Here is a 14778-nt window from a genome sequence, read left to right on the forward strand (position 1 = left end):
GAGGAAAGAGATGACGAGAAGTTTTGACTTTGATGTGATTAGTATCAAACATAATTATTTGGAAGTGAGAAATTTTATGCTTGCACAACCTCCAGTTAGAATTAGTAACATTCTGGAACAACAAAAACAATTCTTTCGGACTGGTAAAACCAAAGATATTGATTTTCGGACTGCACAATTGCACAAATTAAAGCAAGCATTGACAGAAAATCAACCTGCCATTTTTAAGGCTTTAAAAACCGATTTAAATAAATCGGGTTTTGATGCTTACTTTGAAACAATAGGAATTATTAAAGAAATTGATTACGCACTTAAGCACATTAAAAAGTGGGTAAAACCACAAAAAGTTGCTACTCCTTATCATCAGTTTCCTGCTTCTTCTCACATTTATGCTGAACCATTCGGCGTGACTTTAATCCTTGCTCCTTGGAATTATCCTTTTAACTTAGTAATGACTCCTTTAATTGGAGCGATTGCAGCAGGTAATTGTGCTGTTTTAAAACCTTCGGAAATATCTGCTCAATCCTCTGCTGTGATTGCTGAAATTATCGGTAAAATATTTGAACCTTCTTATATTCATGTTATTGAAGGTGGTGTAGAAATCAGTCAAGAATTATTGTCAGAAAAATTTGATCACATCTTTTTTACTGGTGGAACTGAAGTTGGTAAAATTGTCATGTCCGCTGCTGCCAAACATTTAACCCCAGTTACCCTAGAGTTAGGTGGTAAAAGCCCTTGCATTGTTGATGAAAATACTCACCTTGAATATACTGCTAAAAGAATTGTCTGGGGTAAATTCATCAATGCTGGTCAAACTTGCACTGCTCCCGATTATCTTTTAGTACATCAAAACATCAAAGAAAAATTATTAAATCGCATTGAAAAATATATCAAGGAATTCTATGGCAATGTACCATCAAAAAGTCCAAATTATTCCCGAATAATTAACCAAAAACATTTTTTCCGTCTTGCTAATTTGCTAAAAGATGGGAAAATTGTAGTGGGAGGAGAAACTAATCTCAAAAACCTCTACATTGCTCCTACAGTTATCGATCAAGTTTCTTGGGAAGACAATATCATGCAAGAAGAAATTTTTGGTCCGATTCTTCCTGTGATTGAGTACACAGATTTAGATAAAGCGATCGCAATCATCAATGAAAAACCAAAACCCTTAGCTCTTTACTTCTTTTCCAAGAATAAACAACATCAAACTCAGGTTTTGCAGACAACTACATCCGGCGGAGTTTGTATTAATGATACAGTCATGCATTTAACTATTCCTTCTTTACCTTTTGGAGGAGTTGGTGAAAGTGGAATGGGTCGTTATCATGGCAAAGCTGGCTTTGAAAATTTTTCTTATCAAAGAAGTGTATTGAACAAGTCTTTTCTGTTCGATCAAAATTGGAGATATTATCCTGCTCCCAATCGAAGATGAGTTTTTCTTAGTGTCTTAGTGCCTTTGTGTTTCAAAAATAATTTTTTTCACCACAAAGACACAAAGACACAAAGAAGAAAATAGACTTGTCTAATGAGATTTGATTTGATAGAGCTAGTCCAATGATTAATTTTCGATCAGTTTTCCTTGTTATTTACTACAGAGAACAAAAATGGTTACAACAATAATTAGCCCTTATCTTGATGGCAATTTTGCCCCAGTTCAGGAAGAAATTACTGCTGATGAACTCGTAGTAATTGGTGAGTTACCACCCGATTTATCCGGGATGTTTGTCCGCAATGGTCCAAATCCTAAGTTTGCTCCTATTGGTCGTCATCAGTGGTTTGATGGTGATGGGATGTTGCATGGGGTGCAAATTAATCATGGTAAAGCCTCCTATCGCAACCGCTATGTGCAAACTAGAGCTTTGAAAATGGAAATCGAAGCAGGGCGATCGCTATGGAAGGGACCAACAGAACCACCTAATTTTGAACTTCCTCATAATAATCTGTTTGGGCCTTTCAAAAATACTGCCAATACTGCTGTAGTTTGGCATGGTGGAAAACTTTTAGCTCTGTGGGAAGGAGCCGAACCTTACGAAATTGCAGTACCCAACTTAGAGACAGTCGGGCCATATAACTATCAAGGTAAACTTGCATCTCGCTTTACAGCCCATCCCAAAGTTGATCCGGAAACAGGAGAGATGATGTTCTATGGCTATGCTGTGACTTCGCAACCATATCTGCAATATAATGTTGTGTCACGGGAGGGAGAACTAACAAAAACTGTCACTATTGATATACCAGCACCAGTGATGATGCATGACTTCGCCATCACTGAACACTACACTATTTTCATGTATCTGCCTCTGACTTTTAGCATGGAAAGAATCATGCGGGGAGAATCAGCATACTTGTTTGAGTCAGATGTTCCCAGTTGCTTTGGTATCCTTCCCCGTTATGGAGATAACAGTAATATTCAATGGTTTGAGGCTCCTTCTTGCTACATTTTCCATACTGTTAATGCTTATGAAGCCGGAGAAGAAATTGTCCTCATCGCTTGTCGGATGAGTGGAACAACATCTCTTGACATCCCAACAAAGTTTAGTGATGGTCAGGATGATAAGCCAAGACTGTACCGTTGGCGATTCAATCTGCGTACAGGTGCGGTTTATGAAGAACCACTGGATGATCTTGCATCAGATTTCCCTAGTCTGAATCAGCAAAGATTGGGGCGACAAAGCCGATATGCATATACAGCAAAAATGGCATCTGGGCAAAGGATAGCATTTAGCTTTGACGGATTACTGAAATATGACTTGACAACCAACTCTTCACAGGTATATGAGTTGGGATTGGGTCGTTACGGCGGAGAAGCGGTTTTTGTCCCTCGCCCCAATACCAATACAGAGGATGATGGTTGGTTAATGACCTTTGTTTATGATTCAACGCAACAAGCCTCTGAATTATTAGTATTAAATGCCCAAGATTTAACTACTGAACCTGTAGCTCGTGTTCTCATTCCGCAACGAGTTCCCTATGGTTTTCATGGAATTTGGATTCCACAGGAATTGGGAATTTAAACACAGTATGAACTTTTGAAACTTCTCCCCACATCGGGGAGAGGTTCACCACCAGAGGTTAAAGCATATTTATCAAACTTAATAACGTCAATAATTCAAGCCCACTTTCCACGATCATGATGCAATTAATTGACTTACTACAGCTAGATTTATTACAGCTAATTCGACAAAAGCTAGATGGGATCGAAATTAATAATTTTAAACTCGCACAACTCTTATGCACAGTTATCCCAGCGACTTGTCCGTTTGCAAGAGACATTCAAGTATTTGGTTATCTGATTGCTCGCATCCCACCCTTGTGTAAGTTCAATCCCTTGTACGACCAATTCGTTGGGTTGCGGTTTCGTGCGCTCTGTTACCTTGCTCAAAATCAACCTGCTACCACAACTTGAAATATAGTCCGAAACAAAAACCAACTCAACTATTTAAATTAGGAGAACCAAAGTGACACAGGATATCATATCCGAAACCAGAAAACTACGTGGAGTTCCCCCCTTACCTCCTGAAGTAGCCCAACGCTTGGGAAAAATACATGGTACTTACAGTCAGGGCTACCAAGTAGGAACTACTACCGAAGACTTGGAAGCAATTCTTCCTAAACTAAATGCAGTTTCAGCCGACTTGCTCGGATTTGCATTAGAGGGAGTAGGTACAGGTTTAGCACAACGAGATTTACTTGCACCTGCTGATTACAATCGAGTAGAAACTTTTGTTAAAGGCCCTGGGGCTGCTTATGAGAACTTTGTGTATGTAGGGTTAGGTTTGATGCTGGGCAGAAAAAAGTTGCCTATCGAACCCTACTTAAAATCACTTAGCCTGATCAGAAGTTGGTTAGTACTCGATGGCTATGGCTTTCAACATGGTTTCACCCATTGGCAAGATTATCTCCAAGGTCAAGCGATACCTAAGCCACTGACTGGCTATGCTTGTCAAGTTTTTGACCAAGGTATGGGGCGTAGCATCTGGTTTATTGACGGTACTGATGTCACTCGGATTCCCCAAACGATCGCTAATTTCCCACCAGAAAGACAAGCGAATCTGTGGGGGGGACTTGGTTATGCTTGTGCTTATGCTGGTGGTGTTGATCGGTCTACTTTGGAAGCTTTAAAAATAGCAGCAGGATCTTATGATTTGATTTTGGCTCAAGCAGCAGCTACAGCCGCCAAGTCACGTCAAATACTTGGGAATCCATCCATCTACACAGAATTGGCTTGTCAGGTTTTATGTGGAATAGAAGCAGAGGCTGCTGCTGAGACTATAGACAAAATATTAGACAGTTTCTCTACTAACACCACCACACCAGAGCAAGAAAACTGGCAACCTTACCGCATACATCTCATACATCAGAGCAGAGTTGCTTTGTTGGCTTGAAGATTGGGATCGGGAATCGGGAATTATAACTTAGCAGCCAACCCATCATCCATCTGTGTTTATCGCCTTGCACGATGGTCGATACTTTATCCCTTCATTGTCAGAGTCTGTCTTGAAAATAGATAAAAGTTAAAAAAAGTTTAAACAGGAGAATCAAAATGACACAAACAGAACAGACAGTAGAAAAAACCCAAAGGGATCAAATGGACCCTTGGCTTGCTTCATTATTGAAAGCCAGAGAGGTACGCGGAATTCAAGCCCTTGATCCTGCAACAAAGCAGCGATTTGTGAAGGTGCGACGGGCGGTATTGGGAATCAACGAGTTAGTTGCTAGTGGCGAAAAACCAGAAGTAATTTTAGCCAAATTGGAGACAATGGAGCCTGAGTTACTTGGATTTGCGCTAGAAGGAGTAGGGATGGCGCTGGCCAAGCAGGATATGTTTACACCTGGTGAACTAAACCGAGTAGAAGCTTTTGTTGCAGGCACGAGTATAACTTACCAAATAATGGTGTTTTTAGGGGTGGGTGCGCTGCTAGCAACCGATAAATTACCACTTGAGCCATTCATTACATCTTATTTAGAACCATTTAATCCTTTACGGGTGTGGGCGATCGCTGATGGTTATGGCTTTCAATCTGGTATGCTGCACTGGCAAGACTATCTCTATGGTCAACCAAGACCTGAATACTTCTCTGGCTATACTAGTCGCATTTTTGACCAAGGATTAGGGCGTAGTATTTGGTTAATAGATGCTGGTAATGTTACTCATATCCAACAAACAATTGCTACTTTTTCTCCTAGCAGACAGGCAGATTTGTGGTGTGGTATTGGCTATGTATGCAGTTCTGTTGGTGGTGTGCAACGCAAAACTCTAGAAGCGTTAGGAACCGCAGCCAAAGCTTATCTACCAGCACTAGCCAAAGGAGCAGCCTGTGCTGCTAAGTTCCGCAGAATGCTAGGCACACCAGCAGCCCATGTGGAATTGGCTCATACAATTCTATCTGAGCTAGTTGCTAATGCCGCAGATACTACAGACTTGATTCAAGAGAAATTACCGAATATTGGCACAACACCAGTTCAGTCTTTGTGGCAAAACTACCGAGCTTATCTTATCTGTAACTAAGGCGCTTGTAGTGAGTCCTGAAGCACTCACTACAAAACTTGAATCAGCAATTATAAACTTTTAAGCTAACAAGAGGATAGCAATGAATACAACTGCACAACAACTTGAATACGATGTTGTAATTATGGGTGCAGGATATGCAGGAGTCTGTCAAGCTCGTCATTTACTGCTCAAAATCCCTAATATCCGACTTGCGATCATTGATCCTCGTTCCCAAGATCCATCTCAAGTCAACCACAGACCAGGTGAATCAACCTTGGAAGCGGCGTCTATGTTTCTCTTTAGCGAGTTAGGTCTTCATGATTATCTACTGGAAGAGCATACCCATAAAGCAGGCCTTAACTGGCATTGGCCAAAAGATGTAGACAAAACAGAATCATTGGATGACTACTACAACATCTGGGTTAACCGACAACTAACAATTCCATCTTTTCATCTGAATCGCTTGAAGTTTGATCTAGATGTGCTTGAGATGAACAAGCAGATGGGAGCGCACTTCTATAATGGTCGTGTTGTTGATGTAGACTTAACTCCAGGAGATGAAGACAATACTGTTAAGGTTAAACTCCACAATGATTATATACATTTAAAAGCAAAACACCTAATAGATGCAGCAGGTCGCAAGTTTATCATTGGGCGTAAAACTGATAACCTCTTATTGCATCCCAAAGAATTACCTGTTCATATTAAGCCAAGTTCGGGATGGGTGTTAGTCAGAAATGTAGACCGCACTATTTTTGACAACAGTGTGTATTCTACAGAAAGCTTGGAAAGCCGTTACTATGCTACCAATCATTGGATGGGCAAAGGTCACTGGTTATGGATGATTCCCGTTGACAGCCAATCAAAAGAGTTATCAGTGGGACTGCTTCATCATCCAGACATAATTCCATCTGAATTGGTTAACACCAAAGAAAAGTTTTATGCTTTTATCAAAGCTAACCATAATCTAGTTTACAAAGTCCTCCAGAGTGGCGAACACGTTGAGTTTAATTACTGGCCGAGGATCGCTCATACAAGTAAAAAGCTGTTTTCCCGTGACAATTGGTATGTCATAGGGGATGCAGCCAGCAACTTTGATGCGCTATATAGTACTGGAACAACAATGTCTTGTATAGCGATCGAGTCTGTAACTGAGATTATTCGTGCCAAGCTGGCAAATGAACAAGATGCTGAAAAGAAACGCGAGGCTTACCATCACTTTAATCTTGCCCTTGCTCGCTTTATGAACCTTGCTGTTAGCAGTCAAGAAAAGCAAGTTGGTAACGCCAGTATCATGAGTTGGCGACTCTACGGTAACTATATGGTATGGTTTAACACATTACTACCAATATATGTTGGTAAGTGGCACTTAGACTTACTGTTTTCTCGTCTGGCTCTGATATTTTTCAAACTTAATGGTAGTTTCTGGGTGGATACTTACAAACAGCTGAGTTATTTGGCTGAACGGGGGACAAATATTGGATTTATGGATCAGCTGCGAGCCGATCAGTTAATCGGAGGTTATCATCCAGATAAATTTTTTGATAACTTTCTGGAGAATGCAAAATTAGAGCCTAGCAAACTTAATGTTTTTGCAGGACTTAGAGCCTACTGTTTCTATATAGTAGTTTGGTTTGTTATGTGGCAATGGAAAGGATTCGGTCCTATTGGCTTGCTTAGACCCCGCAACATTTTCCAAATTGTGCGTCTGCTATTGACAGGGGTAGTAATGGCGATCGCAGAATTGACTCACAAACTTAAGCTGCTTGGTCAGCCCACAAATAGTATTGTTGCTAAAACACGTGAAGAGTTCAAGAGTTATCGCTATCAATCCAGGCTACAAAACTGGGTTGGTAGTAGTGAGCTTTAGAATCACTTAACTAATCTGCGTTGTTTAAAGTGATACCAAATTGGTATAGACAGGTATTGACATCAACTCAGGAGAGGATTGTCAACTTCACACAATAGAAAGCGGTGTTGTCAACACAGGTGCAATATTTCTAAAAAGTTTGCAATTGCAAGGAATTTATGTCGGTTCACGGGAAATGTTTGAGGAAATGAACCGCGCGATCGCCTTGCATAAAATGCGACCGATAGTACGCCTTGAACTGAAGTTCAACCCTCATAGCCCAAGTCTGTTAAAACGGACTCAAATGTATATCCAGTAAGCTTTGAGCCTTTGAAATTTATTTCTTAGCGGACGAAAAAGTAGCTGCAAGATTTGGGATATGAAGCAAGCGGCGCGCACTTCGGTAAAGTTTGTATTCGTTTTTAAGAGGAGGAAGTTCAAACACACTGCAAAAATCCTCGATTTTTTCACTGCAAGTATGCAACTTGCTCAATTCAAAACACTCTACTTGAACAATTCAGGAGAAATGTATGGAAGCTGTTGATGTAAAAGTTTCAGATGAGCGCGTGCAAACCCTTAACTATACAGTTACACGGGTGGTTGTATCTTCAGACAAGCCATTTGATGAGGTCATCAATGCGATTGAATCTATAGTTGGCGATGGAAAATATAGCGTCTTTGAAGAACTTGTTGCTGCAAAAGCTCCCTTTGAACAAGTCAAAGCTGTCCTGGAATCAATGTTAGGCTCAAGTGGTTTCATGAAAATGGCCATGTTTGATTTAGGTGCGCTTTTATCATTGATGGGTAAACCCAAGAATGTCAAACTTTATCTGCTAGGTAATCCCCTGATTGCAAACCAAATGATTGAACAAAATCCTGCGGTTGGTCTTTACGTACCACCCAGATTACTTGTTTATGACGATTATGATGGTAAGACTCATATTGCTTATGACAAGCCATCATCAATGTTGTCTCAATTCGACAACGGATTTATCTTAAAAGTTTCCCAAATGCTTGATCAACGCTTCCAAGAAGCAGCAACTGCTATTGCTTAAAACTTGGATTATTAACTCTTTTGATTTGAAAGCTGTCAGACCGCTCAAACCTCAATCTCAACTCCGATATTTGTAAGCGATCGCCATTGCTAGAAGCTATCTAAATAAGGTTGAAAGAGATAGCGATCGCTTTTCTTAAAATAAAATTTATTTCTTGGAAATCCATAAGTGCAGTTTTTTTGCATAAAAACCCAGAGGGGCGCGGAGTGAACGCAGATTTTTTCATAGTTAGATCTGATCATCTTTTATTAAGTGATAAGGATAATTCTCAATGTTTATCAACGCTAAAAACTTAATTTTCCAGAGGCAAATTAAATCAATTATCGCACCTACTTTTGGTATCACAATGCTATTGGTTATATGGCATTTACTTAGCCTCCATCCTGACACGTCCCTACCTTCTCCCTTTCAAGTTATAACTAATACTTGGGGTTTAATTATCGATCCCTTTTTTAACAAAGGAGGCAATAACAAAGGATTTTTTTGGCTGATCCTTGCTAGTCTTGAACGAGTTATTTTTGGCTATTCTCTAGCAGCATTTGTAGGAATTTCTATTGGTTTTATCATCAGTTTGAATAGGTTTATCAGAGAAGCGATCGACCCCATCATTCAATTGTTGCGTCCAGTTGCGCCTTTGGCTTGGCTACCTCTTGCTCAGGCTATCTTCCTGAAACCAGATCCCTCAGCAATCTTTGTAATTTTTATTACGGCAATTTGGCCAATTATCCTCAATACTGCCTTGGGTGTACAACTCATTCCTAGAGATTACAGCAATGTCTCCAAAATTTTAGGACTCACAGTTTTTGAGAATTTTTTCAAAATTCTATTACCTGCCACACTTCCCTATATTTTTACAGGATTAAGGATTGCGCTTGGCTTGTCTTGGTTAGCTGTGGTTGCAGCTGAGATGCTGCTGGCTTACGACGGAATAGGCTTTTTCATCATAGATGCTTACAACAACTCAAACATTAGTGAACTCATCTTGGCAATTATTTACTTAGGCGGAGTTGGTTTATTTCTAGACAAGATCATGGCTTATCTATCATTCAAATTAACTCCACAAGAGTAAGCTTTCAAGACAGAACATATAAGGAGAATAAACTATGTCTAGTTATGTTGAAATTAGAGGGATAGAAAAGGAATTTAAACTATCCGACGGTAGCAAAAATCTTGTCCTCAAAAACATAGATTTAAATATCAGACCAGGAGAATTTGTTTCCTTGATTGGTCATTCAGGTTGTGGCAAGTCTACCTTACTCAATATTGTGGCTGGATTAGATAAACCAACCCAAGGCTATGTACAAGTTGATGGTCAGCTAGTACGTAAACCTGGTTCGGATCGCATGATGGTCTTTCAGAACTATTCCCTCTTACCTTGGTTAACGACTTGGGAAAATGTAGCCTTAGCTGTCAATAAGGTAATGCGCCACAAATCGAAAAAAGAACGCCATCAGTTGATTGCTCATAACTTGGAAATGGTGGGGCTAAAAGATGCCATTCGCAAGAAACCAACACAACTTTCTGGGGGGATGAAACAACGAGTGGCGCTGGCACGTGCCTTAGCTATTAAACCCAAGCTGCTATTGTTGGATGAACCATTTGGAGCTTTAGATGCACTCACCCGTAGTAATCTGCAAGCTGAGTTAATGTATATCTGTAATACAAACAATATCACTGCCATGATGGTGACTCATGATGTGGATGAAGCCCTATTACTCTCTAACCGCGTCGTGATGTTGAAAAATGGCCCCGGTGCAACCATTGATCAAGTCTTGGAAGTATCCTTTCCTCATCCTCGATACCCAACGGAAATTATGGATAGTACCAAATATCATGGACTCCGCCATGAACTCATGCAGTTCTTACATAAACAACAGCAAGTCAAGTATATAGAAAGCCAAATTGTCAAAATTTTGCCCGACGCTGTTTAGTATGTCATGTTCGTAGTTAGGACTTTAGTCCTTAAAATTGAGCGATAAAAACTTTGATGAGTAAACCAATTTCGAGACTCATTCCTCATTTCTCCTCCTCTGCGTTCTCTGCGTCCTCTGCGGTTTTTTATTTAATTCATCAAGCAAATCAAGTAGATAGATTGCAGTTTTTATTCACTTTCAACAGGTGAATTGATATGACAAAATTTTCCAGACGCAAATTTTTAGTAACAACAAGTGCAGCAGCTCTGCTGACTCAAACCATAAGCCATCGTGCTACCTCTGGCTCCACTTTTACCCAGCTGAATTCAGGCGTATATGCTGGTTACAGCAATAGTCCTGAAGTCACAAAAGCCACTCTGGGCTTCATCCCTGTGACCAGTGGTTGTCCTTTAATCATTGCCAAAGCTAAAGGCTTTTTTGCTAAGTATGGTATGCCTGATGTCCAGGTTCTTAAGCAGCCTTCTTGGGCTGTGATGCGTGACAAATTGATGTTAGGTTCAGGTGATGGTGGCTTGGATGGCTCTCATTTACTCTTTCCTATGGCATATCTGATTGCTACAGGAGAGATTAGCTATGGTCGTAAAATCCCCATGTATATCTTGGCTCGCCTAAATGTGAATGGGCAGGGGATTTCACTTGCCAATGCTTATAAAAATTTAAACCTGGGTTTAGACGGCTTTACTCTTAAATCAGTTTTGGCTCAGAAGGCTTTACATGGAGAAATTTCCCGCTTTGCTATTCCCTATCGACGGATAACAGGGGATTTTTTCATGCGCTGGTGGTTAGCTTACGCTGGTATTGACCCAGAACGAGATGTATCCCTGACCGTAGTACCACCACCGCAAATGGTAGCGAATATGCGGGGTGGTACGATGGAAGGCTTTTGTGTGGTCGATCCTTGGCATCATCGTTTAATCAAACAGAAACTTGGATACTCAGCTGTAACTAGCGGCGAGTTGTGGAACAATCACCCGGAAAAAGCACTTGCAATGCGTGGTGATTGGGTAGATAAGCATCCCAAGGCGGCTAAAGCACTTCTAGCAGCAGTCTTAGAAGCTCAAATGTGGTGTGACAAAGCAGAAAATAAGGAGGAAATGTTTGAGATTCTGTCACAGCGACAGTGGATGGGAATAAAAAGTGATTTACTGCGCGATCGCTTGTTAGGCAAATTTGATTATGGAAATGGGCGTGTAGTAGAAAACAGTCCTCATGCAATTAAATTCTGGCGTGAGAATGCTTCTTATCCTTACAAAAGTCATGACTTATGGTTTTTAATTGAAGATATGCGCTGGGGATATCGCTCACCAGAATTTGAAACCAAACCTTTAATTGAGGCTGTAAATCGCGAAGATTTGTGGCGGGAAGCAGCAAAATTCATCGGTCAGGAAAAGGCAATTCCACCCAGTACATCACGAGGTGTAGAGAAATTTTTTAATGGTTTAGAATTTGATCCTGAGAATCCTCAAGCCTACTTAAATGCTCCTACGATCAGAAAAGTTTAATTCTTCGCTACACAACATTATTTAAAACGGAACATGGAATAGGGAACATACCTGAAACCCTTACCAATAACTAATGACATAGACGCTTTAGCGGCTTCAAGGGAGAGTAGGACAAATGACAACCCCAACTAGTTAGCTTTATTTGTGCCAACTTACTTTAAGGACAGTGACAAAATGAGGCATAGGAACATTATAGGAGGATATCTATCTAGCTTATTTGATCGCCAGTTGATGCCAACTGCCTTTAAAGTAGCGCTATTCATAGGATCTCTTCTATTCACGATCAATCATGGTTGGGCATTGTTAACTGATCAGATGACAGCCGAACGTTGGATTTCTGGAACTTTAACTTACATTGTTCCTTATATGGTCAGTATTCATGGTCAATACATTGGTAGAAAAGAACGTATTGCCAAAAATAGGAAATAGTAATCAATAGAGAAATTACCAGCGTTCAATATTTGCTGGTAACAGTGAAATCATAAAAATTTATCCAATGCAAACTGAGTAAAAATGGATAATTCTATACAAAAACAGGTGAAAAAGTGGTGTCAAGAAAACGGTTGGACAGATTTATTTGTTCAAAAAGAACGATTCTATGCTTTTCCTCCTAGTGCTGTAATCCCTTTACCAATTCCAACAGAAGTCATGGGAAAAATCACAAGAGATGTACATAGAAGAAATATATTATTTTTAATTATTTTGTTTACTCAAATTGTGATTATTCTCAATACAATTTTTGATTTGCCGTTCTGGTTAGCCTTGCTGGTAGTAATATTATTAGGCATCTTTATGCTCCTTGATGAATTATGGAGTTGGTTGTGCGTTTATAAAGAATAAATATTGTATGTATTCGGGAGTTTTGTTGTCAAAAATTATGATTTCTATATTTTGTATGGAGCTAATTTGACAATATTTTTTTCTCAAGGTAACAGATCACCAAAAAAGGAATTGGGGGTTTGAATGTCTCTATTTGATTGGTTTGAAAATCGAAGGAAATCTGGCTCTCTGAGTTGGGAACGCCAAGAGCGTGATATTTCTGATGGATTATGGAGTAAATGTAGTGCTTGTGAAATTTTAGTTTATACCAAAGAGTTACGAGCTAATCAGATGGTCTGTCAAGAGTGTGGACATCATGAGCAAGTATATAGCGATGAGCGCATCCTGCAATTGATTGATGCTAAAACCTGGATACCCTTGGATGAGGAACTATACCCATCTGATCCACTACAATTTTATGATCGTAAAGCCTACAGCGATCGTCTAGCAGAAACTCAAAAAAAGACTGGTTTAGTGGATGCTGTGCAAACTGGTCTTGGTCAAATAGAAGGTTTACCAGTAGCCCTTGGTGTCATGGACTTCCGATTCATGGGTGGTAGCATGGGTTCTGTAGTTGGAGAAAAGCTGACTCGTCTGATTGAAAGAGCAACCTCCAAACAATATCCTGTAATTATTGTCTGTACCTCTGGTGGCGCGAGGATGCAAGAAGGAATGTTAAGTCTGATGCAGATGGCAAAAATTTCAGGCGCTTTAGAATACCATCGCGCAGCTGGTCTGCTTTACATTCCGATTCTGACTCATCCAACTACAGGCGGTGTCACAGCTAGTTTTGCGATGTTGGGTGACATCATCATTGCAGAACCAAAGGCGACGATTGGCTTTGCTGGTCGTCGAGTCATTGAGCAAACACTGCGGGAGAAGTTACCTAATGATTTTCAGACTGCTGAGGATCTCTTACATCACGGTTTTGTTGATATTATCATTCCCCGCACCGAACTTAAGAAGAATCTGGCGCAGTTAATTTCTTTGCATCAACCTGTTTCAACTACACATTCTATGGTGCAGTGGGAAGCAATGGCTTTAAGCTCCACTTAGTCTCAATTAAACCAAGGTATTCACAGGTATTCACAATATTAAATTAATTGCAAACTATGGTAACTACTGAGCGCAAACCACTACTTTTAGACTTTGAAAAGCCTTTAGTTGACTTGGAGTTTCGCATCGACAAGATTCGTGAACTTGCAAAAGAAAATGGTGTGGATATTGGCGAGCAGATTTGCCAATTAGAAACACAGGCTATGCAACTACGTCAGGGAATTTTCAGTAATCTTTCACCGTCCCAAAAACTGCAAATTGCTCGCCATCCTCGTCGTCCTAGTACTCTTGATTACATTAAAGCAATTAGTGATACATGGATAGAACTACATGGCGATCGCGGTGGTTCAGATGATCCGGCTTTAGTTGGAGGTATAGCAAAGCTAGCTGGAAGACCTGTAGTGATGTTGGGACATCAAAAGGGTCGAGATACAAAAGATAATGTTGCTCGTAATTTCGGTATGGCTGCGCCGGGGGGCTATCGTAAGGCGATGAGATTGATGGAACACGCCAATCGATTTGGAATGCCAATTTTAACTTTTATTGATACGCCAGGTGCTTGGGCTGGTGTGCAAGCAGAACATCAAGGTCAAGGAGAAGCGATCGCATACAATTTGCGGGAAATGTTTAGATTAGATGTTCCCATTATCTGCACAGTTATTGGCGAGGGTGGTTCTGGTGGTGCATTAGGTATTGGTGTAGGCGATCGTCTATTGATGTTTGAACATGCTGTTTATACTGTTGCTACCCCTGAAGCTTGTGCTGCTATTCTTTGGAAAGATGTGAGCAAAGCACCCCAAGCTGCAATTGCTCTGAAAATTACTGCACAAGACCTGAAAAGTTTAGGAATTCTCAACCAAATTTTGCTAGAACCTCCGAGTGGCGCTCACTGTGATCCCCTGGAAGCAGCGAAAATTCTCAAGCAGGGACTATTGCAAAATTTAGAGGAATTAACTCAAATGACTAGTCAACAGCGTCGCCAAATACGTTATCAAAAATTCCGCCAAATTGGTGTTTGGAATGTGTAAACATAACTCACATTTGGTAATGGGTAATAGGTAATGGGTAA

Annotated in this window: 15 protein-coding genes; all 15 read left to right on the top strand. The window is 40.3% G+C overall.

The window, feature by feature from the left end:
• The first annotated feature begins 76 nt into the window (after nt 1-76).
• The 15 genes from UYK_RS0104440 (at nt 77) to UYK_RS0104510 (ending at nt 14737) form a co-directional block, all read left to right on the top strand.
• The gene (locus UYK_RS0104440) at nt 77-1435 is read left to right on the top strand and encodes an aldehyde dehydrogenase (protein WP_026086359.1); all 1359 of its coding nucleotides are present in this window, start codon (nt 77-79) and stop codon (nt 1433-1435) included.
• A 172-nt stretch (nt 1436-1607) separates the two neighbouring features.
• Nucleotides 1608-3017, top strand: coding sequence for a carotenoid oxygenase family protein (locus tag UYK_RS0104445; RefSeq protein ID WP_016870978.1), 1410 nt, complete (start codon nt 1608-1610; stop codon nt 3015-3017).
• 116 nt (nt 3018-3133) lie between these two features.
• Nucleotides 3134-3409 (top strand): Mo-dependent nitrogenase C-terminal domain-containing protein, encoded by a 276-nt coding sequence (locus UYK_RS0104450; protein WP_016870979.1) that lies wholly within the window; start codon nt 3134-3136, stop codon nt 3407-3409.
• Between the two features lie 37 nt (nt 3410-3446).
• Complete coding sequence (locus UYK_RS0104455; protein WP_341271176.1) at nt 3447-4388, top strand: DUF1702 family protein; 942 nt, start codon at nt 3447-3449, stop codon at nt 4386-4388.
• Between the two features lie 158 nt (nt 4389-4546).
• Complete coding sequence (locus UYK_RS0104460) at nt 4547-5512, top strand: DUF1702 family protein (RefSeq protein ID WP_016870981.1); 966 nt, start codon at nt 4547-4549, stop codon at nt 5510-5512.
• Nucleotides 5513-5594: 82 nt separating this feature from the next.
• Nucleotides 5595-7364 carry an NAD(P)/FAD-dependent oxidoreductase gene (locus UYK_RS0104465; RefSeq protein WP_016870982.1) on the top strand — a complete coding sequence of 590 codons (1770 nt, stop codon included), beginning with the start codon at nt 5595-5597 and terminating at the stop codon, nt 7362-7364.
• A 139-nt stretch (nt 7365-7503) separates the two neighbouring features.
• Nucleotides 7504-7662, top strand: a complete 159-nt coding sequence (locus UYK_RS27110; RefSeq protein WP_235182301.1) for a hypothetical protein — start codon at nt 7504-7506, stop codon at nt 7660-7662.
• 211 nt (nt 7663-7873) lie between these two features.
• Complete coding sequence (locus tag UYK_RS0104475; RefSeq protein ID WP_016870984.1) at nt 7874-8398, top strand: DUF302 domain-containing protein; 525 nt, start codon at nt 7874-7876, stop codon at nt 8396-8398.
• 271 nt (nt 8399-8669) lie between these two features.
• Nucleotides 8670-9467 (top strand): nitrate ABC transporter permease, encoded by a 798-nt coding sequence (ntrB, locus tag UYK_RS0104480; protein ID WP_016870985.1) that lies wholly within the window; start codon nt 8670-8672, stop codon nt 9465-9467.
• A gap of 34 nt (nt 9468-9501) precedes the next feature.
• Nucleotides 9502-10329: an ABC transporter ATP-binding protein gene (locus UYK_RS0104485; protein WP_016870986.1), complete on the top strand. Its 828-nt coding sequence runs from the start codon at nt 9502-9504 to the stop codon at nt 10327-10329.
• A gap of 197 nt (nt 10330-10526) precedes the next feature.
• Nucleotides 10527-11834, top strand: coding sequence for a CmpA/NrtA family ABC transporter substrate-binding protein (locus UYK_RS0104490; protein WP_016870987.1), 1308 nt, complete (start codon nt 10527-10529; stop codon nt 11832-11834).
• A 174-nt stretch (nt 11835-12008) separates the two neighbouring features.
• Nucleotides 12009-12263: a nitrate/nitrite transporter NrtS gene (gene nrtS, locus UYK_RS0104495; protein WP_071588104.1), complete on the top strand. Its 255-nt coding sequence runs from the start codon at nt 12009-12011 to the stop codon at nt 12261-12263.
• Nucleotides 12264-12347: 84 nt separating this feature from the next.
• Entirely contained in the window at nt 12348-12674 is a 327-nt protein-coding gene (locus UYK_RS24015) for a hypothetical protein (RefSeq protein ID WP_016870989.1), read from the top strand.
• Between the two features lie 123 nt (nt 12675-12797).
• Nucleotides 12798-13709, top strand: coding sequence for an acetyl-CoA carboxylase, carboxyltransferase subunit beta (gene accD / locus UYK_RS0104505; RefSeq protein WP_016870990.1), 912 nt, complete (start codon nt 12798-12800; stop codon nt 13707-13709).
• A 56-nt stretch (nt 13710-13765) separates the two neighbouring features.
• Entirely contained in the window at nt 13766-14737 is a 972-nt protein-coding gene (locus UYK_RS0104510; RefSeq protein ID WP_016870991.1) for an acetyl-CoA carboxylase carboxyltransferase subunit alpha, read from the top strand.
• Nucleotides 14738-14778: the final 41 nt, after the last annotated feature.

Origin of the sequence: Fischerella thermalis PCC 7521 (genome assembly GCF_000317225.1) — a bacterium.
GTDB classification, from domain to species: domain Bacteria; phylum Cyanobacteriota; class Cyanobacteriia; order Cyanobacteriales; family Nostocaceae; genus Fischerella; species Fischerella thermalis.